20 protein-coding genes and 1 tRNA gene are annotated in these 23,635 nt (G+C 66.4%); 15 read left to right on the top strand and 6 right to left on the bottom strand.

Going from position 1 to position 23,635, the window contains the following annotated elements; genetic code table 11:
- Genes VKQ35_RS19175 through VKQ35_RS19165 form a run of 3 tightly spaced genes read left to right on the top strand, consistent with a single transcriptional unit; the run spans position 1 to position 2,789 of the window.
- The gene (locus VKQ35_RS19175) at positions 1-1,191 is read left to right on the top strand and encodes an ABC transporter substrate-binding protein (protein ID WP_324364326.1); all 1,191 of its coding nucleotides are present in this window, start codon (positions 1-3) and stop codon (positions 1,189-1,191) included.
- A 23-nt stretch (positions 1,192-1,214) separates the two neighbouring features.
- Positions 1,215-1,970, top strand: coding sequence for a hypothetical protein (locus VKQ35_RS19170; RefSeq protein ID WP_324364325.1), 756 nt, complete (start codon positions 1,215-1,217; stop codon positions 1,968-1,970).
- Positions 1,971-1,973: 3 nt separating this feature from the next.
- Positions 1,974-2,789, top strand: coding sequence for a hypothetical protein (locus VKQ35_RS19165; protein ID WP_324364324.1), 816 nt, complete (start codon positions 1,974-1,976; stop codon positions 2,787-2,789).
- A gap of 193 nt (positions 2,790-2,982) precedes the next feature.
- On the opposite strand, the gene VKQ35_RS19160 is transcribed toward VKQ35_RS19165, so the two are convergent.
- From VKQ35_RS19160 to VKQ35_RS19150, 3 genes are all read right to left on the bottom strand, one after another.
- Entirely contained in the window at positions 2,983-3,705 is a 723-nt protein-coding gene (locus VKQ35_RS19160; protein ID WP_324364323.1) for a hypothetical protein, read from the bottom strand.
- 240 nt (positions 3,706-3,945) lie between these two features.
- Entirely contained in the window at positions 3,946-4,293 is a 348-nt protein-coding gene (locus VKQ35_RS19155) for a hypothetical protein (protein WP_324364322.1), read from the bottom strand.
- Positions 4,294-4,296: 3 nt separating this feature from the next.
- The gene (locus VKQ35_RS19150) at positions 4,297-5,259 is read right to left on the bottom strand and encodes a hypothetical protein (protein WP_324364321.1); all 963 of its coding nucleotides are present in this window, start codon (positions 5,257-5,259) and stop codon (positions 4,297-4,299) included.
- 351 nt (positions 5,260-5,610) lie between these two features.
- Here VKQ35_RS19150 and VKQ35_RS19145 point away from each other — a divergent pair, with 351 nt between their 5' ends.
- Entirely contained in the window at positions 5,611-6,147 is a 537-nt protein-coding gene (locus tag VKQ35_RS19145) for a hypothetical protein (RefSeq protein WP_324364320.1), read from the top strand.
- 159 nt (positions 6,148-6,306) lie between these two features.
- The gene (locus tag VKQ35_RS19140) at positions 6,307-7,356 is read left to right on the top strand and encodes a tyrosine-type recombinase/integrase (RefSeq protein WP_324364319.1); all 1,050 of its coding nucleotides are present in this window, start codon (positions 6,307-6,309) and stop codon (positions 7,354-7,356) included.
- A 122-nt stretch (positions 7,357-7,478) separates the two neighbouring features.
- Here the strand turns inward: VKQ35_RS19140 and VKQ35_RS19135 are convergent.
- Positions 7,479-7,552 (bottom strand) — tRNA-Cys (locus tag VKQ35_RS19135).
- Between the two features lie 121 nt (positions 7,553-7,673).
- Between VKQ35_RS19135 and VKQ35_RS19130 the strand changes: the two genes are divergently transcribed.
- From VKQ35_RS19130 to VKQ35_RS19115, 4 genes are all read left to right on the top strand, one after another.
- Positions 7,674-8,246 (top strand): protein-L-isoaspartate O-methyltransferase, encoded by a 573-nt coding sequence (locus VKQ35_RS19130; RefSeq protein ID WP_324364318.1) that lies wholly within the window; start codon positions 7,674-7,676, stop codon positions 8,244-8,246.
- 299 nt (positions 8,247-8,545) lie between these two features.
- Entirely contained in the window at positions 8,546-10,111 is a 1,566-nt protein-coding gene (locus VKQ35_RS19125) for a TolC family outer membrane protein (protein WP_324364317.1), read from the top strand.
- Positions 10,112-10,316: 205 nt separating this feature from the next.
- Positions 10,317-10,874: a DUF2497 domain-containing protein gene (locus tag VKQ35_RS19120; RefSeq protein ID WP_324364316.1), complete on the top strand. Its 558-nt coding sequence runs from the start codon at positions 10,317-10,319 to the stop codon at positions 10,872-10,874.
- A gap of 275 nt (positions 10,875-11,149) precedes the next feature.
- The gene (locus tag VKQ35_RS19115; RefSeq protein WP_324364315.1) at positions 11,150-13,831 is read left to right on the top strand and encodes a valine--tRNA ligase; all 2,682 of its coding nucleotides are present in this window, start codon (positions 11,150-11,152) and stop codon (positions 13,829-13,831) included.
- Between the two features lie 14 nt (positions 13,832-13,845).
- On the opposite strand, the gene VKQ35_RS19110 is transcribed toward VKQ35_RS19115, so the two are convergent.
- Complete coding sequence (locus VKQ35_RS19110) at positions 13,846-15,168, bottom strand: hypothetical protein (RefSeq protein ID WP_324364314.1); 1,323 nt, start codon at positions 15,166-15,168, stop codon at positions 13,846-13,848.
- Positions 15,169-15,386: 218 nt separating this feature from the next.
- Here VKQ35_RS19110 and VKQ35_RS19105 point away from each other — a divergent pair, with 218 nt between their 5' ends.
- From VKQ35_RS19105 to VKQ35_RS19095, 3 genes are read left to right on the top strand one after another with little or no spacing between them, the layout of a single operon-like run.
- Positions 15,387-16,583 carry a glycoside hydrolase family 172 protein gene (locus tag VKQ35_RS19105; RefSeq protein WP_324364313.1) on the top strand — a complete coding sequence of 399 codons (1,197 nt, stop codon included), beginning with the start codon at positions 15,387-15,389 and terminating at the stop codon, positions 16,581-16,583.
- 11 nt (positions 16,584-16,594) lie between these two features.
- Positions 16,595-16,939 carry a CHY zinc finger protein gene (locus tag VKQ35_RS19100; protein WP_324364312.1) on the top strand — a complete coding sequence of 115 codons (345 nt, stop codon included), beginning with the start codon at positions 16,595-16,597 and terminating at the stop codon, positions 16,937-16,939.
- A gap of 10 nt (positions 16,940-16,949) precedes the next feature.
- A complete protein-coding gene (locus VKQ35_RS19095) occupies positions 16,950-17,864 on the top strand; it encodes a DUF2268 domain-containing putative Zn-dependent protease (RefSeq protein ID WP_324364311.1) in 915 nt (304 codons plus the stop codon).
- Between the two features lie 305 nt (positions 17,865-18,169).
- Here VKQ35_RS19095 and VKQ35_RS19090 read toward each other — a convergent pair whose 3' ends face one another.
- Entirely contained in the window at positions 18,170-19,057 is an 888-nt protein-coding gene (locus VKQ35_RS19090) for a helix-turn-helix domain-containing protein (protein WP_324364310.1), read from the bottom strand.
- A 167-nt stretch (positions 19,058-19,224) separates the two neighbouring features.
- Here VKQ35_RS19090 and VKQ35_RS19085 point away from each other — a divergent pair, with 167 nt between their 5' ends.
- From VKQ35_RS19085 to VKQ35_RS19075, 3 genes are all read left to right on the top strand, one after another.
- Positions 19,225-20,760: a S10 family peptidase gene (locus VKQ35_RS19085; protein WP_324364309.1), complete on the top strand. Its 1,536-nt coding sequence runs from the start codon at positions 19,225-19,227 to the stop codon at positions 20,758-20,760.
- A gap of 73 nt (positions 20,761-20,833) precedes the next feature.
- Entirely contained in the window at positions 20,834-23,074 is a 2,241-nt protein-coding gene (locus VKQ35_RS19080; RefSeq protein ID WP_324364308.1) for a CHAT domain-containing protein, read from the top strand.
- A 123-nt stretch (positions 23,075-23,197) separates the two neighbouring features.
- Positions 23,198-23,635, top strand: a 438-nt coding sequence (locus tag VKQ35_RS19075) for a hypothetical protein (protein ID WP_324364307.1), incomplete at its 3' end; no start/stop codon positions are given.

Raw genomic sequence — 23,635 nt, 5'->3', positions numbered from 1 at the left:
ATGACGCGGGGCACTCGTCGGGAGTTGTTGATTTCCTTGGGGTTGATGCCCGCCCTTTCCTTGGCGGCGTGCCAAGGGACCGGTGACCGACCCGTTGATCTACATTTCTGGGGAACCGGAACTTTGGACATCGGGCCGAGCAATTGGGCGAGGGCGCAGCGCGAGGCGAACGTCCGTATCCAGTTTACGGACAACGGGAATGACCTAGGTCCCGTGCTGGCGAAGATGGTCAGCGGCACCGCGGCTCGGACGTTCGACCTCGGCGGGGTCCAGGGTGGGGCGGAGCCGGAAATGTACCGCGCCGGCGCGATCGTCCCTTGGGACCTTTCAAAGATTCCGCAATGGGATGGCATCTGGGACTGGGTGAAATCCGTGCCCTATCTCAAGGTCAACGGCGCGCAGATCGGCATTCCGGTCGTCGTGAACGCGGATTCCATCATCTACCGCAAGTCCGTCACCGGCGTCGTGGACAGCTACGCCGCGGTGTTCGATCCGAAGTTCCGGGGACGCGCCTCCATGGAGGACTCCTGGATGAACAGCGTCATATTCACAGCGATCTTCATGAAGGAGAACAACCTCGAGGGCCTATCCCGAATTCGCGATCCCGGCGACCTCGAAGCGGACGAACTGCAGGCCGTCATGGAGTTCCTGAAGCGGAAGAAAAGAGCCGGCCAGTTCTACAAGTTCTGGAGCGGCTGGGAGGAGGGCGTCGATCTCATCACCTCGGGCAAGGTCGTGGTGATGACGGGTTGGGAGCCTATCGTCTACGCGGCGCGCAATCGCGGGGCAGCCGACGTGACCTATGCGCAGCCGCGTGAGGGCTATGAAGGCTGGTCGAACAACCTCGTCCTCCACGCCGGGGTTCGCGATCGCGGCGCCGGGGTGGAAGACGCCGCGCATCGATTTGTGAACTGGCAGCTCAGCGGGGAGTACGGCTGCATCCTGGGCGCAATGCGTGGGTATATGGTGCCGACCGAAGGCTGCGTCACGGACCTTCGTCGAGGGCCCATGTCGTTCTTCGACCTGACGAGCAGCCGGACCAACCAAGTCAGGTTACCGGACGCCCAGCAGCTGGATGATCATGTCCGGTCCAAGTTCCTGCAGATGAAGGGGCGTGTGTACTGGCAAAACGCCCGTCCGAGAAACTACGCGCTCTACGAGGCTCTATGGGCCGAGCTGCGGACGATATGAAGGGGCGTCGAGCATCTGCGGTCGTGCTCTGGTCCGGACGAACGGCGATCGTTTTCGCCTTCCTGCCGCCGCTCGCTGGATGGCTTCATCCCATCGCGCGGCTGGCGATCGGCGCGAGCCCGAGATCCGGGCGAGTCGTGCCTTCGCCGGAATTGACACTTATCCTGCAGACAACGGGCTGGGCGCTTCTCATGAGCGTCGTCACGACGCTGATCTGCACAGCCCTGGCGCCCGTTTTCCTGACCCGCCGCAGCCTTGCGCCGCTTGCGCGGCTTTGCGCCCTGCTGACCGCCGCCTTCTTCATTCCAGCCGTGTTGCGGGCCTACGCGTTCTATTGGTTCTGGGATTTCCTCTCTGTCGCGGGCCTTCTCAAGAACGCCATCGTTCTCCTTTGGTCGTTCACCTATCTTTCGGTGTTCTTCTGGGGCTGCCTGTACTCTTTCTCAGCTGCTCCGGTGAATCGCGCGGCGCTCGACAGCCTGGCAGAACTGGAGACGCTCCCTGCCACCGCCCCCCTGCTGCTGCGAATGCTAGGCCCTTCGATCGGCCTGGCTGCGATCTGCATCTTCGCTTTCTCGCTGTTTGGCGGCATTGAATTCGGGCTGCTGACGAACGGCGTGCAGCCTGTGGGCAAGGTGGTGGGAGACCTGCTAGGTGGGCAGGACTTCAGGGCCGCACAGCTCCTGCTGCTGATGGTCGTCGCCTTGAGCAGTCTCATTGCGGCGTTTCACTGGATGGCGCGCTGGTCAGGCTGGACCAGCCGCCTGGTGGAAGGCTGACCGATGTCCATGACCGCCTTCGTCCGATCCAAGGCATGCATTGTGGTGGCGTGGTCCTTTGCCCTCCTCGCCGTGTTGCCACTCGTCTTCACTTTCGTGCGCATAACCGGCTCCGGGAGCGACGTCGGGGAGTGGCGGGCCCTTTTCTTGCCGTACCTCAATTCCCTGATGCTGGCCGTCCTTGTGTCGATGGCCGCCACCGCATTCGGCTTGGCGTTGATCCTCATTCGACATCGCATGGCGGAGGCTGTGCTGATCATCGCAGCGTGCCTGGTCGCACCCGCTGAATTTCAGTTTCTGGGGATGGACCAGTTTGCTGCCTCCCTGCGGCGCTTCGGCCTGATGGGTACGGCGAAATACGCCGGGCTGCTCTGCATAATGCTGACATACATCCTTCCCTTCGTTCTCAGTACGCAGCTCTTCCTCTTCCGAAACATCGGCCGATCGAGGATTGAAGCACTGAGCGAATACGTTTCCGGCGACATCGCCTACGCGAGGAAAATCGTAAGCGCCTATTACGCGGAGCTTTTCGGCAGTTGGTTGGTCGGCATCACCGTGGCGCTGATGGAGGTCCCCAGGTCCCGATACATGGCCGTCGACCTCTTCGGGCTTGGTTCGGAGTATTTCGGCCCTTCGGTCGCGAGCGCCTACACGACCCAGGGCATCGACAAGGTCCACTTCATCTTCACGGTGGCCACCACTGCGATGGTCGCCGGAGGGATCATGCTAGTGAACCGCCGACGCGGTCGGATGAGGCCGGAACATCGGAAGGGTCCGATGGCGGTTGGCGACCGCGTTGGTGTCGTGGATCGCTTCTGACTCATAGCGGCCGTTCAAGCGTCGCTGCCAACCGCTCCTGACACTACGAGTGCCTCGCCCTCGCCGGCCCCCCACCAGAATGTGGGAGTTCTTGGACAGAGCGCTCCCCCGCTTCTTGGTGCGGATCAGGGCTAAACCCACTACATTGAACCTTCAAGCGGAGCCCAGCGAAGGGCCGGCGTTGCAATCAATCTTACTTCTCAAGCACCTCACCTATTGCCCTGAGAGCGTCGCAAGCTCCAGCGAGCCCGGTGTAGGACGAGCCGACGACCCCCAGCACTATCGTCACCGAACTGAGGTTGAGAGACGGCATGGCGTGGAGACCCGCTAAAGCGCCCAGCGCGAGGTTTGCGGTCGCCAAGGCGCCGCCGGCCGCCGCCTTGCCAATCAAGGCTCCGAGTTGGAGGCGCTTGGCGCCCGTCGCTGGGTCGACCTTTCGCCTTTCAGCCCATCGAATGGATTCATGCAGCTCGACCCGGAGTGCTTCAGCCAGCTGGTCGCCGGTTGGCGAAATCGAGAGCGTGATTCCGATGCCCTCATTGGTGAATAAGTTCTTGACCTTTGCTGCTGCGATCATCCCTTCGATAGTCGTCTCTTCGATAACCAATGCGTCGATTGCTGGGATCATATCTTTGGAAAGTGATGTCCGAATTGCGTCGGCGTTAGCTGCAAGCAGAGATGCCAAGCCACTCTCTGTTGTCATTCGGACGACATCTCGCGTTGCCTCGTAAGATTTCACCCAGTCCTGGAGTGACGAAGGCGGGAAGTCCCAGTCGCTGTCCGGATGCACGTGGGGTCGGTTCCTCAAAACTACGCCGAGGCACCGCAGACGATTGTAGTCGAGACGATCGAACACGCCTCCGCTCGCCTCCAGCTGAGATCCTAGGTGAACTTGCAAGTGTTCAAGATCGGTCATTGTCCGTCTCCACGGAGCCGTCCAGGACGCCAGATTGCTCAGGAGACTATCAGTCAGCGATTGGGCACAGAACTGCGATTGGCGCGCAGCCCGGCCGCCGGCGAGAGCAGCCGCTCCTGGATGAGACGCGTGAGGTCCGTGCGTGTCGAAACGCTGTCATCGACCGACAATTCTCGGCGCAGATCAGCGTCTTCGCACTCTGATGACGCGGGCTCCGCTGCGGCGGCGCGGGTGTCAAAGCTAGGCGAAGAAGCCGCTGAGGGTCGTTGCGAGCTTCACCAGATTGTCGACCACAGTCAGCGAGGTTGCGACGTCTTTGAAGTTCGACAGGTCGTTTCGAACAGCCTTCGTCGCCGCATCGAGGCTTCCCTGGGCGCCGGCGACAGCCGGGTCGTTGGCAAGCGCCTTGTCCTCAGCCGACGACCATGCGTTCAGCGCCGCCATCTCCTTGGCGTAGAGTTGACTGAGGTCGGTTCCTGCTGGGGTCGACGTAAGGGCGTTCATGTAGGACTGGCGGGCCGCATCGGCCGCGGACGAGAGGCTTGCCAGGACACTGTCTTGGGTTGGCGGGGCGGGCGCTCCTGACATCGCTTATTTTCCCTTCGCTGGCGACGTGGAGGTCGTTGTCTGCAACGAGGCCGCGATTGTCTGCAGCTGACCGGTGACGCTGGCGATCTGACTGAGGTCGACCGGCGCGCCCTTCTCAAGGCTGTCGTGCATCGGCACCAGCGCTTTCAGCGCGGCCAGGCTCTTGTCGTAGGATGCAGCCAACTGAGCCGATTGTTCGGCGGCCATTTCACCGGCGACCGCAAGCAGACCCGCCCGAGCGTTGTCGTCTTTGGCGATTGCGGCATCGGATCCGCTCGTGGACTTCAGACCCATCGGCGCGCCCAGCTGATCTAGGATGGGGCCATAGGAATAGACACCCTCCTTCAGGAGGACGATGGCGGCCTGATCGACCTGATCGGAGATTTTGCCGGGCACCGGCACTAGCTTGTCGCGCGTCGCGGGCTGATCCAGGGCCCCGATGATCTGCTTCAACACATGCTCGATCTTCGCGCTGCCGTCCTTGACCCGCTGGGCCTGGATGGCGCCGATCGCCAAGCTGCCGACCGTCGAGAGCCCTTGGGTGACGTTGGCCGGCACCGTGATCGGCGAGCCGACCGCCGCTGCGAATTTCGTGGAGTCCCCGACGAGGGTTTGCATGGAGGAATTGAAGGTTCCCGATGCATCGTAGGCGGAGAGGTCTCCGAGCGCCGAGTAACTCGCCGACAAGCTCGCGAGCAGCTTGCTGTACTGGCTGAGCCTGCCCTGGATCGACGTCATGTTGTCCAGGAAGGCCTTGGCGTCGTCGGCGCCCGCGCCCTTGTTGTACCCGGTGTTGAACGCCACGGCGCGCCGGAGCGCCGTCATGCTGTCAGCGGAGATGGTTGCATTCTGCTGCATCTGCTGGGCGGCGGCTTCGCCGGCCTTGGCCAGATTGGTGCCGGACGTCAGGGTCGCGGTCGCGCATCCGCCAAGCCCGAGCGATAGCGTCGCGACGAGGACGGACACCCGCAGGCTTCGGATGGAGCCTATCGGCACTTTGTAGGAAGCCGTCAGATGCGCACGCGCGAACTCCCGAGGTTCTTTCACGATCTGTCCCCCAACCCAATCCTATCGTAGCGACGTGACGAAGGCTGACAGAACGTTGCTATATCGCTGGGTTGAATGTCAACTGGTGGTTGTCAATTGCTCCTAGGTTGGTCGGAGGTTGAAATCGGCCGGCGGGTCGGTTGGCCCACCGCACGGGGTCAGTGGCTTTGCGCCAATCCACACTCTTGGCCATGAAACGCGATAGACGGTTACGCATTGTATGTCTTCGGGCTACCTGGTAAAGCATACCGAACGTAACTCTTTGGTCCGATGCGCCGCGCAGATTTCCTCGCCCTGACAAACCTTGACGCGCTCTCGCTCAACACGATGGCGCACCGCAAGGTCTTGCCGTTCGATCCCAAGCGCAGCGGCGATCGGGGCTGGGCCTACTACACCGGGCAAGACGCGCTACGCACCGAGCTGATGCTGGCCCTGGCCGCCCGCGGGCACACCCAGGTCGGCGCCAGCGGGCTCGTCCGTGTCGAATTTGAGCTGCTGCGTGACGCCGCGGCTGAGATCGGTCCGCGGACGGACCTCTATTTCGGCTTTGCAGAGCGCGGCGGGTGGTCGGTCGATCGGGTCGACGAGGAAGACGCCATCGTCACCGCGACCTCCAACCTGCCGGTCGCGGGCCCGTTGGCCGACATCGGCCGCCAAGCGCAGGTCGACGCCGGCGTGAAGTCGACCGTCGTCGGCGTCGTGCTGGTCAATGTCTCGCACCATCTGCGGCTCTTGCGCGCCCGCGCGGAGTTGCGGCCGGGCGCGAAGGCGTTGCTGGCCGAGCTGGACCAGGTGTGGGCGTCATGAGCCTGCGCCGCCCAACCGCGACGGAAATCGGCCGCGTGATCCGCCGAGCCCGGGAACTCGGTCTGGAGACCACGGGGATCGTGCTGCAGCCAGACGGCGCCGTTGAACTGCGCACGCGACCGAGCGAGGGAGGCGACGCATCTGAGGAAGGGGTCCGAGATGAGATCGCGCGGCACTTCGGCCAGCGGTAGACGCGTTCGACCCTTCCCGAAGGGCGTTTGGTTTGCCTCCAAGCGGCTCGCGAGCGGGAAGGTCGTTCGATACGGCTACTACGGGCGAGGGAAGGGGGCTGTCCCGCTCGGGCGCGAGGGCTCGGTCGAGTTCGCGATCAAGCTTGGCGAGACCCTGCGCAAGGAGCCTGACCAGGGGACCGTCGCCAATCTGATCTGGCGCTACAAGCAGTCTCCGGAACTCGCCAAGGTGAGCCCGCGCACGAAAGACGACTACCGCGGTCTGCTGGACAAGATCCAGGCCCAGTTCGGCCCACTGACGCTGCGGGCGATGGCGGATCGCGCGATCGCGCAGCACATCTACGAGTGGCGCGACAGCATGGCCAAGAGCCCCCGGCGGGCCGACTACGCGGTCCAGGTGCTCAAGGTCTTGCTCTCGTGGGGGAAGAAGCGGGGCCTGATCGAACAAAATCGTGCCGAGGGGATCGGGCGGCTGCACAGCGGCGACCGCCGCAATTCCGTGTGGTCGGATGAGCAGATCGCGGCCTTTCGAGCGGTCGCGTCCGAACCGCTTCGTCGGGCGCTAGTACTGGCCATCGAGACCGGGCAGCGGCAGGGCGATCTGCTGGCGCTGCGTTGGTCAGCGGTCGGGTCCAACATCATTTCGCTCACCCAGAGCAAGACGGGCGCGCGGGTCGCGGTGCCGATCTCGAACGAGCTTCGGGAGACCCTCGACGGCCTCTCCCGAAGCGCCGACGACCATATCCTCTCCACAGCGGCCGGCGCGCCTTGGGACAGCAAGGGGAATGGGTTCCGCTCGGCCTGGCGGGACGCCTGCAAGGCCGCTGGCGTCGTCGGGGTCACGTTCCATGACCTGCGGGGTACTTTCGTCACGAGACGGTTGGCCGCCGGCTGGACCGCCCAGGAAGTTGCCTTGTGCACCGGCCATTCTTTGCGCGATCTGGCGATGTTGGACACCTATGCGGACCGTTCAACCGTCGCCGCGGCATCGGCCGAACGCATCAGCCAGAGGGCCTGAATCGGCTTCAACGGGCGCGGAGAGCGGCTTTCGACGAGAACAGCCATAGAACGACTTTTGCAAACTGAACCCTCAGTTTGCAAACTGCCCACGGCGTCGTGCGCATAGATACTTGAAAAGATTGGAGGCCTGACCGGGAATCGAACCCGGGTTCACGGATTTGCAGTCCGGTGCGTCACCACTCCGCCATCAGGCCGTCGCTAGAGCGGGCGGTGCTAACAGAACGGCCGCGGTGGGGCAACGGGCGCGATTGCCTTGACGCGCGGCGCAGACCTATAAGCCGCACACCTATTCCCTGCGCCGCCAAGGACCTCTCGATGGCCGATTTCGCCGCCGCCCGGCTGAACATGGTGGAAAGCCAGGTGCGTCCCGCCGACGTCACCGACATCCGCCTGCACGATGCGATGCGGGCGCTCGACCGCGAGAGCTTCCTGCCGCCGGGCAAGTCGCATCTCGCCTACGCCGACATCGAGGCCGAGTATGCGCCGGGCCGCAGCCTCTTGAAGCCGCGCGACGTGGCCAAGCTGCTACAAGCGGTGCGCCCGATGCCCGGCGAAACCGCGCTGGCGATCGCCGCGCCCTACGCCGCGGCCATGCTGGAGAAGCTGGGACTGACCGTCACGCGGCTGGACGAGGGTGATCTGTCGCAACCGCCCGGAAGCGCCTACGACGTGATCGTCTGCGAAGGCGCGGTGGGCCGCGCGCCGGCCGGCTGGACCGCCGCGCTGGCGCTTCGGGGCCGCCTTGGCGTCATCGAGCGCGACGGGCCGGTGGGCAAGGCCTGCGTCTATCTGCGGGCCGAAGACGGCGTCGGACGCCGCGAGGTTTTCGACGCGACTCCCCCGATTATGGCAGGCTTCGCGGCGCAACACGGTTTCGCCTTCGAATAGGCCTAGTGTCCGAATACGGACGCTCGCAGCCGCTTGTGGCGGCTATGGGCGCATTTCAGGATCGGCGAGAACACTCGGCAGGTTGTTGTTTGTTATTGTACTTTTTGATTCTGAAGTCCGCCGTCGCGCACGGTCCAAAAAAAGGCGAACCTCAGAGCCAGCACATTACGAGGCGCGCCAACGGGGGTTTGGATGCACGCTTCGGGGTGAAAAAAGCTTAAGGTGACGCGGGCAAGCTGTTGGCCGCAGTAGTCGGCCGAACAAGACCAAATCTCTCTCGCCATAGTCGGGGATAAGGAATGTCGAAGACCCTTCGCGGACGATTGCTCGCCGCGATCTGCACGGCCGGACTGGCCGGCGTCGTGGCGGCGCCGGCGTGCGCCGAGACGCTCGCGGACGCCATCGCGCTCGCCTATGATTCGAACCCCAACCTGCTGGCCCAGCGCTCCGTGCAGCGGGCGCTGGACGAGACCTATGTGCAGGCGCGCGCGGGATTCCGTCCGACGCTCAGCTTCCAGGGCTCGGCGACCTATCTGCAGACCCGCACCCCGCACGCCGCCGGCGGCGGCCTGATCGACACCAATGGCGACGGCATCCCCGACGCCGTCGGCCGCGGCATCAGCGAGAGCAACTCGGCGTTCATTGGCCTGAGCCTCTCGCAGCCGATCTGGAACGGCGGCCGCACCGCTTCGCAGGTCTCGGCGGCGGAAGCCGACATCCTGTCGGGCCGCGAAAGCCTGCGCCGGGTCGAATCGCAGGTCATGATTCAGGTCATCCAGGCCTATGTGGACGTGCGCCGCGACCAGGAAAGCGTGCAGATCCGCCAGCAGAACGTCGACGTGCTCAAGAAGCAGCTTGAGGAGTCCAAGGCGCGCTACGATGTGGGCGAGATCACCCGCACCGATGTCGCCCAGTCCGAATCGCGCGTGGCCGCCGCCCAGGCCCTGTTGCAGAGCACGATCGCCCAACTGGCCATCAGCCGGGCCAACTATGCGCTGGCCGTCGGCCAGAACCCTGGCGAGCTCGCGCCGGAGCCGTCGCTGGCCTTCATGCTGCCCACGACGGCGGACGAGGCGTTCACCGTCGCCGAGCAGTTCAATCCGCAGCTGCGCGCCCAGCAATATACCGAGCAGGCGAGCCGCGCCCGCGTGGCCGCCGCCCGCGCCGAGCGCATGCCCACCGTCGGCCTGCGCGCCCAGTACGGCTTCACCGGCCCCGCCGCGCCGTTCCATCAGGGCCTCTACAGCCGCGACTTCCTGGGGTCCGCCGACGTCACCGTGCCGATCTTCACCGGCGGCCTGACCAGCTCGCGCATCCGCCAGCAGATCGAGCGCAACAACACCGACCGGATCACCGTCGAGATTCAGCGGCGCACGGTGCTGCAGAACATCACCCAGGCCTGGAACCAGCTGATCGCGGCCCGCGCCAACATCGATTCCACCGAGGAGTCGGTCCGCGCCGCCAAGGTGGCCGCCGAAGGCACGCACGAGGAACAGAAGCTGGGCCTGCGCACCACCATCGACACGCTGAACGCCGAGCAGGAGCTCAGCAACAACCAGCTGTCGGCCACCCAGGCCAAGCACGACGAATATCTGGCCGCGGCCAGCGTCCTGCAGGTCATGGGCCGCCTGGAGGGCAAGGACCTGATCCCGGCGGTCACCCAGTACGATCCCAAGCGCAACTTCCGGAAGCTGCGCTTCGCGCTGGGCTATGTGCCGTGGGAAGAGCCGGTGGCCATCGTCGACCGCGCCCTGTCGGTTCCGCCGATCCCGTCGACCACGAACCTGCCGCAGGAAAAGGCTATCGGGCCTGGCCTGCAGCCGGGGCCCACAGTGACGCCGCCGCCCGCCTCGCCCAAGAAGTAGGCCTGAGGCCCAATCGATATTCCACGGCGTAGCCGTCATGGCGCTTCCCTCCTCCGTCGAGGAGGAAGGAGACCTTTGATTTGGCATCGGCGCTGAGGGTCGATCCAGCCTAGAGGAGGTAGGCTGATTTGAAGCGGCTCCCCTTCGGCTGAAAATGGTCTAGGCTGGGCGCTGACGGATTCATTTCTCTTGATCGACGGCCCCCATGTCCGAACAGACGTCCCAAGAACCGACGATGGAGGAAATTCTCGCCTCCATCCGCCGCATCATTTCCGAGGACGACGCGCCTGCCGGCGAAGAGGCGGAGGCCGCGCCGGCCGAGGCCGAGCCGGTGGCGCAAGCCGCGCCGGAACCGATCCCCGAGCCGGAACCTGAACCCATTGCGGCCGCCGAGCCGGAACCCGTCGCCGTCGAACCGGCGCCCGAACCCGAGCCCGTTGAAGAGGAAGCCCTCGAGTTGACCGAGAAGGTGGAGACCCACGGCGATCTCGACGTGTTCACCGCGCCCGCCGCGGAGCCCGCCGCCGCGCCCGCGCCGATCGAGAACCTGGTCAGCGAGCGCGTAGCCTCGGCCGCCGCCTCGTCGTTCGGCGCGCTCTCGGCGGCGATCACCATGCCCAGGGGCGACCGCACCCTGGAGGACGTGGTGCGCGAACTGCTGCGCCCGCTGCTGCAGCAGTGGCTGGACGACAACCTGCCGGGCATCGTCCAGCAGGCCGTCGAGGCCGAAGTCGAACGCATCGCCCGCGGCCGAGTACGCTAGCCCCTTAACTCCGCTCATCCCCGCGCAGGCGGGGACCCGGGTGTTTTTCGTTCCGCCGCAAGATGGAACCACGGAAAACACGGAAAGAGCACGGAAGGCGGGCCACCTGAGGCGCTCGACCCCGTCCCAGTCGCGCGCTTTGCGCGCAATCAGATCACCCCCGTCATCGCGGACCCAATCTCTTTCCGTGCTCTTTCCGTGTTTTCCGTGGTTCAAAATTCTTCCTCTCCGCTTTCGCGGACGTGTAGTTGATCCTGCCCAGCCAGAATTCCGAGATGCTTGAAAAGACCTTCGATCCGAAATCCGTCGAGCCGCGCCTCTATGCCGCCTGGGAGGCGTCGGGCGGTTTTTCGCCTGTCGACGACCCGGCCGCCGAGCCGTTCTCCATCGTCATCCCGCCGCCCAACGTCACCGGCTCGCTGCACATCGGGCATGCGCTCAACAACACCCTGCAGGACGTGCTGATCCGCTTCGAGCGCATGCGGGGCAAGGCCGCGCTGTGGCTCCCCGGCACCGACCATGCCGGCATCGCCACCCAGATGGTGGTGGAGCGCCAGCTGGCCGAGGCCGGCAACCAGGGACGGCGCGACCTCGGCCGCGAGGCCTTCGTCGAGAAGATCTGGGAGTGGAAGGCCAAGTCCGGCGGGACCATCACCAACCAGCTGAAGCGCCTGGGCGCGAGCTGCGACTGGTCGCGCGAACGGTTCACCCTCGACGAGGGCCTGTCGGCGGCGGTTCGTAAGGTCTTTGTGACCCTTTACAAGGAAAAGCTCATCTACCGCGACAAGCGGCTGGTGAACTGGGACCCGCACTTCCAGACCGCGATCAGCGACCTGGAGGTCGAGCAGCGCGAGGTCGACGGCCACTACTGGCACTTCGCCTATCCGCTGGAGGACGGCTCCAGTGAGATCGTGGTCGCCACCACGCGCCCTGAGACCATGCTCGGCGACGTGGCCGTCGCGGTGCATCCCACCGACGAGCGCTACCAGGGGATGATCGGCCGCGCCGTGCGCCTGCCGATCGTGGGCCGCCCGGTGCCGATCATCGCCGACGACTACGCCGACCCGGAGAAGGGCAGCGGCGCGGTGAAGATCACGCCGGCCCACGACTTCAACGACTTCATGGTCGGCAAGCGCAACAACCTGCCGATGATCAACATCTTCGACGACTTCGCGAAGGTGAACGACAACGCGCCGCCGGAATACCGCGGCCTGGACCGTTTCGCCGCCCGCAAGAAGGTGGTGGAGGCGTTCGAGGAACTGGGCCTGCTGCGCGGGATCGAAAAGACCCGCCATATGGTGCCGCACGGCGACCGCTCGGGCGTCGTCGTCGAGCCCTATCTGACCGACCAGTGGTACGTGAACGCCGAGGTTCTGGCCAAGCCCGCCATCAAGGCGATCGAAGAGGGCGACACCGTCTTCGTGCCCAAGGCCTGGGAGAAGACCTATTTCGAGTGGATGCGGAACATCCAGCCCTGGTGCATCTCGCGCCAGCTCTGGTGGGGCCACCGCATCCCGGCCTGGTTCGGACCGGGCGGCAAGATCTTCGTCGCCGAGACGGAAGCCGAGGCGAAAGCCCAGGCCTTGGAGCACTACGGCCGGGACGAGCCGCTGCGCCAGGACGAGGACGTGCTCGACACCTGGTTCTCGTCCGCGCTGTGGCCGTTCTCGACGCTGGGCTGGCCGGAAAAGACGAACGACCTGGCGCGGTTCTACCCGACCCACACGCTGATCACCGGCTTCGACATCATCTTCTTCTGGGTCGCCCGGATGATGATGCAGGGCCTGCACTTCATGGACGAGGTCCCGTTCAAGCGCATCTTCATCAACGCCCTGGTGCGCGACGCCGAGGGCAAGAAGATGAGCAAGTCCAAGGGGAACGTCATGGACCCCCTGGAGCTGGTCGACGACTATGGGGCGGACGCGCTCCGCTTCACGCTCACCGCCATGTCGGGGCAGGCGAGGGACATCAAGCTCTCCCGCGAGCGGATCGAGGGCTACCGCAACTTCGGCACCAAGCTGTGGAACGCGACCCGCTTCACCCAGATGAACGGTGCGGCGCGGGCCGAGGGCTTCGACCCGGCGAAGGTGAAACTGCCGCTGAACCGCTGGATCGTCGGGGAGACCACGCGGACCGCCAAGGCGGTGACCGCGGCGCTCGATACCTGCGGCTTCGACGCCGCCGCCGACGCGCTCTATCGCTTCGTGTGGCGCCAATACTGCGACTGGTACGTCGAGCTCTCCAAGCCGGTGCTCGGCAAGCCGGAGGAGACGGTCGCCGACGAGGCCGCCCGCGACGAGACCCGCGCCACCGCCGCCTGGGTGCTCGACGTGATCCTCAAGCTGCTGCACCCGGTCATGCCGTTCCTCACCGAGGAGCTATGGGGCCAGACCCAAGGGCTCGGCGCCCTGCGGGATCATTCGGGCTTCCTGATGGTGGCGAAGTGGCCGGACCTGCCCGACAGCCTGATCGACCCCGGCGCCGACGCGGAGGTCGGCCTGATCGTCGAGACCATCGCCGAGGGCCGTTCGGTCCGCGCCGAACTGAACGTGCCCAACTCGGCCCGCCCGCCGCTGCTGGTGGTCGGCGCGACCGAGGCGCAGCGCAAGGTCCTGCAGGACGCCGCCCCGCTGATCATGCAGATGCTGCGGGTCGCCGAGGTGAAGGTGGTCGACGCCGCGCCGGCGGGCGCCATTCCCTACGTCGTGGAAGGCGCGACGTTGGCCCTGCCGGTGGCGGAATTCATCGACGTGGCCGCCGAACGCGCGCGGCTCTCCAAGGAGGTGGCCAACCTCGCCGCCGACATCGACCGCACCGCCAAGAAGCTCGCCAACGCCGACTTCGTCGCCCGCGCGCCGGAGGAGGTGGTCGAGGAAAACCGGGAGCGCCTGGCCGACGCGGAGGCCGCCAAGGCCAAGCTGGAAGCCGCGCTGGCGCGTCTCGGCGCGGTGGCCTAACCCAGGCCTGGGTTTCAGATCGTCCCGGCGTCCCGCAGCCGGATGAGCTCGTCCACCGTGAGCTTGTGGCCGAGGGCGGAGGCCTTGCGCAGGGCGTTGGCCGACAGGCCGCGGTCATGTATGCGGGCGATGTCGGCCGGTGACATGGCGCCATAGCCCAGCGCCACAACCTCGTGCACGAAGTCCGGGCTGACCCCGTGATCGCGCAGCAGCAGGATCTCCTCGGGAGAGAGCGTCCGATAGCCCGCCTGGCGGACTCCCTCGAGGAACTCCACGCTCACGCCGCGGTCACGCAGGCCGACGAGCTGGTCGATGGAGAGGTCGCCGTAGCCGGCCCTGCGCACGCCTGAGAGCCAGTCGGGGGAGACGCCGTGGTCGCGCAACTGCGCGACCTGCGCCACGGACAGCCGGTGATAGCCGAGGGTCCCAAGGCCTGCCATGTACTCGGTGGACACGCCCCGCTCGCTGAGGAACACGAGGTCGCTGACCGACAGCTTGTCGTAGCCGGCCTTCCGCAGCCCGGCGAGCCAGGCGGTCGAAACGCCGTGGTCGTGCATCTCGACGACCTGCGCCGTGCTGACGCCCTGCAGGCCCGCCTGGCGCAGGCCCTTCATGAAGTCGGCCGCAACGCCGTGGTCGCGCAGCTGGATCAGGTCCTCGGTCGAGGGCGGCCGGTAGCCCGCCGCGACCAGCGTCGCCACGTAGTGCGGCTCGACGCCGTGGTCATGCGCCAGGATCAGGTGATCCACCCGGTCCGGCGGAAAGCCCGCGGCCGCCATGTCGCGCATATATTTCAGGCCGACGCCGTGCTCGCCGGCGCGGGCCAGCTCGTCCACCGTCGGCGTCGGATAGCGCAGGCTGCGCAGCTCATCGAGGTAGTTCGCCCCGACGTTGTGCACGGTCAGGCGATAGAGTTCGGCCGTGTCGGCCCGCCCCACGCCGCGCGCGGCCAGCACCTGGGCGAACGACTGGCTGCCCTGGAAGCGGCATTCGCCGGACGCATGGCGCGCCTCGGCGAAGCCCTCGCACTGGAACTGGCCGGCGTCGCGGGCGACCCGGAAGCTCACCGGGCGCCTTTGGCTGCTGGCCAGTTGATCGGCGGTCAGGCCTTCGAGCACGTTCAGGGAGGCGGGGCTGGAGATCATCTTGCCCCCGCCGGCGGAGCCGCCGGTGAGGGTGAACTGCACCACGTCGGGGCTGTAGCCGCGGTCCGCGTCCACCTGCCAGTGGATCGTCTCCGGATCGGCGGCCTGCGCGCGGGGCCCGCCAAACGCGATCATGGCTGCGGCCAAGGCGGCGCCGGCCAGCACCGCGGGGCGAAGGCTATTGGCGCGCATCGAACTCTATCTCCGGTCTCGGGAAATCCCGGCCGGAGTCTCCCACAGGCGCGGCGGGCGCGCGCATTAAATTTTCGACAGGCGGCCGCGCGCCTCGCTGGCGTAAACAGCCGCGTCGTCTAGCATTCGCCGCTTCGGCTCAAGGCGCCGGAGAACAGCGGGGCGGAACGATGGTGCGGCGGCTTGTCGGGCGTCTTTGCCGAGCATTTGCCGGCCTATTGGTCTGCGCAGCGCTGGTCGCGCCGGCGACCGCCCAGCCGACCGCGCCGGCGGGCGCCCTGACGAGTCTCTTCCTGCTCTCCGACGCCAAGTCGCGCGAGATCGGGCCGGAGAACCTGACCGGCCAGCCCGGCATGGGCGGCCGCACCGAACTGAAGGACGGCAGCGCCAAATACGCCGCCAAGGACCTGGGGCGCGGTTGGAAGGTCAATCCCTACATCGTCGTGCCGCCCGGCAAGACCATCACGCTCGGCGACGCCAAGGGGCCGGGCGTGATCAACCACATCTGGATGACGCTCGGCGGTGCGGCGGACTACCGCTCGGTGATCCTGCGCATCTATTGGGACGGGGAGGCGACCCCGTCCGTCGAGGTCCCGGCGGGCGATTTCTTCGCCGCCGGCTGGGGCCGCGGCTTCGAGCCGGTGGTCAATTCGGCGACGGTGGCGGTCAATCCCGGGAGCGGCTTCAACAGCTTCTGGCAGATGCCGTTCCGCAAGGCCGCGCGCCTGACGCTCGAGAACCGCAGCGCCACGCGGTCGCTCACCATCTACTACGCCATCGACTATTCGGAGACCGCCGTTCCGGCCAAGGCCGGCTACTTCCACGCCCAGTTCCGGATGGGCAAGGCCGACCCCGCGACCGGCGACTACACCCTGCTCGACGGGGTGAAAGGGCAGGGCCAGTACGTCGGCACCTACCTGCGACACGAGGCGTTCAGCCCCGGCTGGTGGGGCGAGGGCGAGGCCAAGTTCTATATCGACGGCGACAAGGCGTTCCCGACCATCGCCGGCACCGGCGAGGAGGACTACTTCCTGGGCTCCTACTCCTACCAGCGCAAGACCGCCCAGGGCGGCCGCGTGGAGACATCCTATTCGGCGGCCTATTCCGGCTTCCTGTCGGTGCAGGACCAGCCGATCGACGCCGACTACCTGAAGCCCGGCGACCGCCGCTATGGCGAGTACCGTTGGCACATCCTCGATCCGATCCGCTTCCGCCGCGACCTCAAGGTCACGATCCAGAACCTCGGCTGGAAGGGTGTGACGCCGAGCAGGTTCATCGGCGACGGGACCTATCTGCCGCTGCATGACGACCTGTCGTCGGTGGCCTATTGGTACCAGGCCGAGCCGCACGCGCCGTTCCCGGCCCTGCCGAACGACGCGGCCCTCAACGACCTGCCCAAGCCCCCTGCGCAATAACCGCGAGCGCCATGACCGACACGACCTCTCGCCTGCGCCCCGCCGTCCATGGCCAGGCGCTGGACCCGCGGACCCGCTGCGCCCACTGGCATAGCGACCTCGACATCATCGCCATCAAGATGGCCTGCTGCGGGACCTACTACGCCTGCCGCGAGTGCCACGACGAGCTGGCCGACCATCCGGCCGAGGTCTGGCCCGAAGCCCAGTGGGATGAGGCCGCGGTGCTCTGCGGAGCCTGCGGTTGGGAGTTGAGCGTGCGCGAATACCTCGCCTGCGACAGCCGGTGCCCGGCCTGCGGGGCGCGCTTCAATCCCGGCTGCCATAAGCACCGGCATCTCTATTTCGCCACCGCCTAGGAGGCTTTCCATGAAGATCGCCGGGTTCGCCGCCGTGATCCTGCTGACCATGGGCGCGGGCCGCCCCGCACTGGCCGCGGGGCCGCAGATCCTCGCCGAGGACGTCACGCGCTTCTACCGCATCTATGACGCGGCCGGCGGCCACCCCAGCGCCGAGCAGCTCGACCGCGACTACCTGGCGCCCGGCACGGCCGGCCTGCACGAGTTCGCCAAGGCGCGGAACGTCACCGGCGCGAGGATTGCCGACACCATCGCCAAGACGCCCGAGGTCTACGAGCAGGCGCGCGCCTGCATGGCCGTCCTGCCGCGGGTGAAGCGCCGCCTGATCACAGCCTTCAGCAAGCTCGCGCGGGCCTATCCCGAGGCGAAATTCCCGCCGGTCACCCTGGTCGTAGGCCGCGGCCGCCCGGTCGGCATCACCGACGCCTCAGGCGTGCTGATCGGGCTGGAGGCGATGTGCTCGGCGACCTTCATGAACCCCAACCTGGAGGACCGCTTCGTCCACAACATCGCCCACGAGTACGGCCACATCCAGCAGCCGGCCGAGGTTCAGACGCTGGGTCCGGGCGACCCTGGCATGACCGTCCTGTTCGCCTCGCTGATCGAGGGCGCGGCGGAGTTCAACGCCGAGCTGATCTCAGGCGACATCGGCCAGAGCCAGGAACGCGGCTGGGCCAGGGGGCGCGAGCCGCAGATCGACGCCGCCTTCGTCCGCGACGAGGACAAGACCGACTTGAAGGACTGGCTCTACAACGGCCCCGGCGACGCCGCCCACCCAAGCGACCTTGGCTATTGGGTCGGCTACCGGATCGTGAAGACCTACTACGATCGCGCCGCCGACAAGCGCCGGGCGCTGCGCGAGATCTTCGGCATCCGCGACGCCAAGGCCTTCCTGGCGAAGAGCGGCTGGAGGCCGGCCACCTGAAGTCCCGCGCCGGTTGAGGAGACGGGCCCGCCTGGACCGCCGGACCCGCCTCCCCACTGACCGTCCGCGTGTTGGCGCGGACCGTCAGGCGCTGGTGACCGCCCGCCGCGCGCGTCTGCGCCGCGGCAAGCCGCCCATCCCCCCAAACCGCCGAGGCCCTGAAGCCCCAGCGACGTGACCCCCCACGTCAAAAGCCAGAAGGTGCGCGCAGCATCACCGCGATCGGCGAAGGCGAATTGTAAGGAATGGCCAACCGCCTGCGGCCAAATCGCCGCCCCGGGGCTCCGCTGCGGCCGGGCTTCAACTCAGGCCGGCGGCGGCTCCGGCAGGCTGAAGGAGAGCGTGATGCCCACCTGCGCCTGGGCGACCGCCGCGGCGTGCATCAGGGCCCGCGGCGTCTGGGCGTACTGGCGCGCGGTCATGCCCATGAAGTCGCGGAAGTCGCGGTTGAAGTGCGCCTGGTCGTAGTACTGCTCGCCGAGCAGGGCGCTGAACGGGGTGTCGGCGCTGACCCGGATCAGGCCCAGCGTCTCCAGGAACCGCTGGCGGCGCAGCAGCCGCTTGGGCGCGAAGCCGAAGGCCCGCAGGCAGAGGCGGTGCAGGGTGCGCGGCGGCACGCCGACCTCGGCGGCGAACCGCGCCACGTCCGGCGGGCGGCGGCGCAGCACCCGGTCGGCGGCGAGCACCAGCGGATGCGCGGGCGGCCTGCGCGCCAAAAGGTCGAGCAGCACCTTGTCGAGCCGCGCGACGCCGGGCGCGTCGTCGTCGCCGTCGGCGGCGAAGGCCGCCTGCAGGACCTGCGGCGGGACGCCCAGTTCGTCCTCGATGTCGGCCACCCGGTTGGCCATCGCCCCGGCGTCCGTGCCGATCAGCCGGTCCCAGCCGAGCGGCGTGAGACCGAAACCCACGGTCTTGCCGCCCTTGGTGACCACGATGCCGCGCCGGTCGGTGGGGCCATAGAGCGCATATTCGTGCGGCGCGGTCCCGTCGCGCGGGTCGTTGAGCACCGTCCACTCGCCCCGGATGCGCAGCCGCACATTGCCCCACTCCGGATAGAGGAAGTCGGTGAGCGGGGCGAAGGCCTCGACGAAATAGTAGAAGGTGACGTAGCTCTGCAGCCCTGGGTCGGGGAGATAGATCCGGACCGAGACGTCCTGACCGACGCCCTGCGGGCCCTCATCACGCGTACTCATCTGATGCCTGTCGATGCTTCGTCGTCGGAGGCGGCGGCGTCTAGCCGGGGCGACCTTGTTCGGGTTTCGGCGGTCACGCAACGACGTCGCTTAAGTTAAGTCTCCGGATTCATTTGAAACCGGCGCGATCCTCGCCATTGTGCCCGCATAGGTCGGGAGATTCCTGCATGCGTAAACTTATAGTGGCGGCCGCGGCCGCCGTGGTGCTGTCGTTCGGCTTGCCGGCCGCTCAGGCTTCGGCGGCGGACGATCCGCCAAAGGCCGATGCCGCCAAGGGCGGCGACAAGAAGGACGCCGACAAGAAGTCGGACATCGACCTGCCGCCGTTCCCCGCCGACGCCAGCGTCAAGCAGGTGACCCACGTCGCCGGCAAGACGCTGAACTATACCGCCACCGTCGGCTCGCTGCCGGTCCGCGACGAGAAGGGCAAGAAGGTCGCCGAGGTGGTGTTCACCGCCTACACCCTCGACGGCCCCAGGGATCCCAACCGCCCGGTGACCTTCGCTTTCAACGGCGGGCCGGGCGCGGCCAGCGTCTACCTGAACCTCGGCGCCATCGGGCCCAAGCGCGTGCAGTTCGGCGCCCAGGGCGACGCGCCCTCCGACTCCGCGGCCCTGGTGGACAATCCCGGAACCTGGCTCGACTTCACCGACATGGTGTTCATCGACCCGGTCGGCACCGGCTTCTCCCGCAGCCTCGTCGACAAGGACGAGAGCAAGAAGCGGTTCTATTCGATCAAGCCGGACATCGAGTACCTGAGCCGCATCGTCTACGACTGGCTCCTGAAGAACGGCCGCATGGCCTCGCCCAAATACATCACCGGCGAGAGCTACGGCGGCTACCGCGTGCCGCGCATCACCTATTTCCTGCAGACCAGGCTCGGCGTCGGCATCAACGGCATGGTGGCCGTCAGCCCCTATCTCGAACCGCCCATGGACCAGGCGCCGGAGTTCTCGCCGATGCCGTGGATCACCACGCTGCCCTCCATGGCCGCCGCCAACTACGAGCGCCAGGGCAAGACGCTCTCGCCGGCCCAGATGAAGGAGGTCGAGGACTACGCCCGCGGCGAATTCGCCGCCGATCTGCTCCGGGGCCGCCGCGACCCGGCCGCGGTCGACCGCATCGTCGCCAAGGTCACCGCCTACACCGGCCTCAACCCGGCCTTCGTCAAGCGTTCCGGCGGGCGGATCGAGATTGGCGCCTTCCTGCGCGAGCTCTATCGCGACCAGGGCAGGATCGCGTCCGTCTACGACAGCAATGTCACCCAGGAGGACCCGTTCCCCTGGGCGCCGGACGGCCGCCGCAACGACCCCATCCTCGACGCCATCATCGCGCCCACCACCAGCGCCATGGTCGACTTCGACACCCGCGTGGTCGGCTGGAAGGTCGAGGGCCGCTTCAATGCGCTGAGCTACGAGGTCGGCAACGACTGGGAAAAGGGCGTCGAGGCCACCGAGGCCAGCCCGGACCTGCGCCAGGCCATCGCCGCCGACCCCAAGATGAAGGTGCTGATCGTCCACGGCTGGGACGACCTGTCGTGCCCCTATTTCGTCTCCCGCCTGGTCATCGACCAGATGGCGATTCCCGGCGACGCCGGCCGGGTGAAGTTGGCCGTCTATCCGGGCGGCCACATGTTCTACAGCCGCCCCGCCAGCCAGGCGGCGTTCCGGGCCGACGTGATGGCCGTGTTCGGGGCGAAGTAGCGCGGTTCCGCTGCGACCGGCGGGAAGTGGACCGTCGGATGACCCTGGCGAGCTTTGCCTTGGAGGCCTGGGGATGCTGACGGAAGATCCGCTGAAGATCGGGTACTTTTTGATCCTTCCCGAAAGCTCGCTCGCGGACACCTCCCCCTTCCAGGGATTCTCTCCAGGATGGGAGAACCTCGGCCCCTTCATGTCCTTGTTAGCGACGCTTCCCGCCGACACTACTGAACCGACGGCGCCCCTTGACCCTCTGATCTCCCAACGGATGGGGGGCGGCCGGCAGTTGTCATGGACGCCGCTCCATGTCGGCTCGCTCGAACAGATCGGCGTGCGAGACATGGGGTATTTCGTGGTCGTGTTCTCTGCCGACCCGGACGCCGCAGCCCGCATCGAGGCCTGGAAGGCCACCCAGCCCATCAAGCCGCTTCACGTCACCACAGCGACCGTCGATGGCGCGATGTCGGCAGAGCATTTTTCATTCGAGGCCCTGGGGGAGCATCTCCGATCGATCGTCGCCGACCACCCCGACGAGCTTGACGGCCGCCGGCTTGAGCTTGCTCAACGATGTCTTGCAGCCTGGGCGCCGCGGATGCCGGAACCGTCAGGGCTCAAAATGCTAGGGCACAACATCCTGGCACCGAACCAGCTGACGCTCCTGAGGGCCAATCGGAGCTTCGAGGATGGCGAGCGGTTCATGGGCCTGAAGGAGTCCGACTATGACGAGAAGATCCTGGAAATCGTCAAAGCGGTCTTCGATGTGCGCGAACGGGCCGGCATTCGTCCCTTCCATCGCCTGACTTTGATTCATCCCGAAATATGGCTCGTGGAACCCGCGCTGTACCGCGGCGCCTATCACCGATGGGACCGCCGCAACGCGCCAGACCGGGCCACGACCGAGGTTCTGCGGATGCTGCAGACGCAATCGGGGTTTCTTTCAACGGGGCTTTCCTTGGAAGCGTTTCGAGAATCCAGGGCCGCTCAGACTGTGCTTACGGTTCGCCAGGGCGAGCTGTACGTATTCATGAACGCCGTGGGTCTTGCGGCGTCGCAGACAACGTCCGCGGTCATGCGAATGCGGCCCGCCGTCAATCGCATCTTCCCGATGCTGTCCAGCTATGCGCGCAGCGTTCGGTCCGAGAAATCGGAGTTCCAGCGCAAGGCCCGCCGATTGTTCGCCGACATCCAGGGCGCGCTGGCCGAGGCGGTCGGTCCGGAACGTATGGCTTTTCTTGAGGAGGAGGTGACGGGACCGGTCAAGATCGTCGCCGACGCCCCGATCGAATGGCTACCGATCCGCGGCCTGCCGCTCCTGCTTCGTCATCAATGTTCGCGGATCAATGCGACGCCCGGGAACCTGATGGTCGGAGAACTGGCGCGCAATGAGCCGGTCACCATCGACCCGAAGGCATTGGAGGATGTCCTCGTCATCTCAGCCTTCAAACCGGGCGATCCCTTGGAAGGCCTCATGAGGCTGGCGATCGACGCCGGCACCGAGGGCGCGCGCGGGACGCTGCGTGTCCGGTTCGTGTCCGTTCAGACCGTCGAGGCCTTCAAGGAAGCCTTGAACAGCTTCACGGGGAGCGTCCTCGTGTTCGACGGTCACGGCGCCCTTGATGACGGCAAAGGTGTTGGGACGTTGATGATCGCGGACCAACCTCTCGATGTGTGGACCCTTCGCGGCGAAGTGCGCCCGCCGCCAATCGTGCTTTTGAGCGCCTGCGATACCCATGGCATCGATGCGGCTAGCCATGCCACGGCCGGGAACGGTTTCCTCGCCCTTGGGTCGCAGACCGTACTGGCGACCCTTTTGCCGGTTGGTGGCCGAAGCGCGGCGATGTTCATTGCGCGCTTTTTGCTGCGATTGTCGGACTTTATTCCTGCTGCTCTAGCCGCCAATTCCAGGGTCATCAACTGGACGGAGGTCGTCACTGGTATGCAGCGAATGTACTTGGCGTCAGAGTTGCTGGACGTCCTAGTCGGGCCCCTAAAGGCGCTCGATTCACCCCGGATGAGCCTCCAATCGCGGGCGAACCTGCACATCAATACCGGTGCGGTCGACTGGTATGAGCGGATTCTCGCCGACATCGCCGGCCATCGGAACGAGACTGTCATGGCCACCACGTCGCTCGCAGAGCGTATCGTGGCCCGAAGCGAGTCTATCCGCTACATCCAACTGGGGCACCCCGAGAACATCTTGATCGACGATGGGCGGATATGGAAAGCCTTCGTCCCCGCTGGGTTGCTCGATGTTGGAGTGCCCGGACTGGATCCCGCCTATGGCGCGCTGCCGATCGTTGCGTCTGACCCCGGCTAGTGGCGCATCACGTAGGCGGACGCGCATCATCGAATCCCGCGCCTCGCCTTGACACTCCCACCCAGATGTTCTACTTTTGTTCTCATGACCGCCGTCGATCCCCGTTGCGCTAGGCTCTCGGAATTGAGCGAGTGCGCCTACCGGCTGGGCCTCGCCTTTGGCCAGAAGGCCGAGCGGGCGGAGGATACTGCGGGCATGCTGGAATATTTCCGGCTGTTCGATCGCTGCTTCTTCTCCGTGCGGGTGGCCATCGCGCTGGAACTGCGCCTGTCGCGCGCGCCGGCGATGGCGGCGGGCGAGGCGCTGGCCGAGCGCGATGACCTGGACGACCGCGCCGATCCCTCCGAGGACGAGCGCCCCGACAGCGACACGCGCCTCGAGCGCGAACGCCTTGACGCCGACCGGGAGCGCGAGACCGAGCGGGCCAGCCTGCCGGTGCTGCTGCGCACCCTGGAGGACGTCGTCGCCGACGCCGCGGCGCTCCCCGGTCCTGAGCCGGCGGCGCTCCCGACCCTGCGCGAACTTCTGGCGCACATGGCGCCGGGATCGCCCGCAAAGACA

Source organism: Phenylobacterium sp., from assembly GCF_035309685.1.
Taxonomy (GTDB): Bacteria; Pseudomonadota; Alphaproteobacteria; order Caulobacterales; family Caulobacteraceae; genus Phenylobacterium.
The sequence above is the reverse complement of the archived record's forward strand: the minus strand, read 5'-3'. Positions and strand labels throughout refer to the sequence as shown.